Raw genomic sequence first — 1,991 nt, forward strand, 5'->3', positions numbered from 1 at the left:
CATGGTGCGTCCTGAAAGCTGGACTGGACTAGCGGGTGGGAGTCCCGTCCCGGTAGGTACCGGAACGCCGGGTAGCAGGCCCCGGTTCGTCGTCGAGAGGTGGCGGGCTGAGCGGGGTGTCGAGAGCCTCTTCGGAGGGAGCAAGTGTGCGGGCCGTAGCGTGAAGCGAACTCTGCAGCCTCGTCACAATCACAACGGAGGAGCCGAGCCGCTCATGTCACGGCGAAGGCCATGTCCGCCATGCCCTGTTCCGGGGTCAGCTGGTGGGTCCTTCCGGGGTAGGGGAGACGGCACGTACACACAGTCTGGTTCGGAACAGGAGAGACCCGTCTGTCTGGCCTTCGTCAGGCAAAGACCAGGGGTATAAGCCGATGGCGAAATCCTCTGGAGGGCAGCGGGAGTCCGATGGGAGCGTAGTACCGATGATCGGCGTGGAGCACAACGCGTCGGGAGGGAAGGGTCCCAACTTTGATCATGCGGGCGGAGTGGGTAAGCACGAGGGCATGACCGAGGTTTCTCGGTCCAACTTCCCCGACAGGCTATCGCTTGTCGTAGCCGAGGAGGCGCCGTTGCGTTCTGCCCCGGTGAAAGTGCGAGAACTGCAACGAACGCTATGGGCTGCGGCCAAGCAGTCGAAGGGTCGGCGTTTCCACGCTCTGTATGACCGTGTCTACAGGGGTGACGTCCTGTGGGAGGCGTGGGAACGAGTGCGTAAGAACAAGGGTGCGGCCGGGGTCGATCGAATGACTCTGGTTGCGGTGGAGGATTACGGCGTGGACCGCATGCTGCGTGAGTTGCGTCGTGACCTTCGCGAGGGCGTGTATCGTCCGGCGCCGACGCGTCGGGTCGATATCCCGAAACCACAGGGTGGGGTGCGGCCGTTGGGGATTCCCACGGTGCGAGACAGGGTGGTCCAGGCGGCGGCCAAGATTGTGTTGGAACCGATTTTCGAGGCGGACTTTCTGCCGTGCTCGTACGGTTTCCGGCCCAAGCGTTCGGCCACCGGGGCGATGGAGCGGCTGCGTACCGGCTTCATCGAGGGTCACCGGTTCGTGGTGGAGTTCGACATCGCGAACTACTTTGGCGAGATCGATCACGAGCGGTTGCTGGTGGAGGTCGGCCGGAGGGTCTCGGATCGGCGGATGCTCAAGCTGCTGCGTTTGTGGTTGCAGGCAGGAGTGATGGTGGCGGGGCAGGTGACGCGGTCGGTCGCGGGCACGCCTCAGGGCGGGGTGATTTCCCCGTTGTTGGCCAACATCTATCTCCATGTGCTCGACACCGAGTTGTCTGCCCGAGGGGTGGGTGAGCTGGTGCGCTACGCCGATGACGGTGTGGTGTTGTGCCGCAGTGCGGCACAGGCCGAGCACGCTTTGGCGGCGGTAGGAGAGATCTTGGCGTCGTTGGGGCTGCGACTACATCCGGACAAGACGAAGGTGGTCGACCTGCGTGAGGGGCGTGAGGGCCTGGACTTTCTGGGTTGTCATTTCCGGGCGCGCATGTCGGGGCGGTTGTGGGAGCGACGCGGCATTGTGCGTTACTACCTGCATCGTTGGCCCAGCCGGATGGCGATGAAGCGGTTACGTGCCAAGGTGCGTGAGCGTTCGGGTCGTCACCGTGTCGGTACTGATATCCGCGTGGTGATTGCGGAGATCAATCCGATCCTGCGGGGCTGGGGCAACTACTTTCGGACCGGCAACGCCGCCGTCAAGTTCCGTGAGATCGACAAGTATGTGGTGTGGCGGCTCTACCGCTTGCAAGTGAAGAAGCGGGGCCGCAATCTGCGTGCTGGACAAGCCGATCAGTGGACTGAAGAGTGGTTTAACGGGCACGGCCTGCACCGTTTGCGCGGCACTATCCGCTACCCGAAGGCAGCGTAACCATGCACAGAAGATCATCGGTAAGCCGTGTGCGGGAAAACCGCATGCACGGATTGAAAGGGGGATGGGGAAACGGACTCGCGTTGCGAGCACCGCGCCCCTGACTACCAATGC

At 63.1% G+C, this 1,991-nt stretch carries 1 protein-coding gene; it reads left to right on the forward strand.

The features are described 5' to 3' along the window. The first annotated feature begins 422 nt into the window (after positions 1-422). Positions 423-1,877, forward strand: coding sequence for a group II intron reverse transcriptase/maturase (gene ltrA, locus VZC37_RS24635; protein ID WP_330437422.1), 1,455 nt, complete (start codon positions 423-425; stop codon positions 1,875-1,877). Positions 1,878-1,991: the final 114 nt, after the last annotated feature.

The organism is Gordonia sesuvii, assembly GCF_036350415.1.
In the GTDB taxonomy this organism is placed as follows: Bacteria; Actinomycetota; Actinomycetes; order Mycobacteriales; family Mycobacteriaceae; genus Gordonia; species Gordonia sesuvii.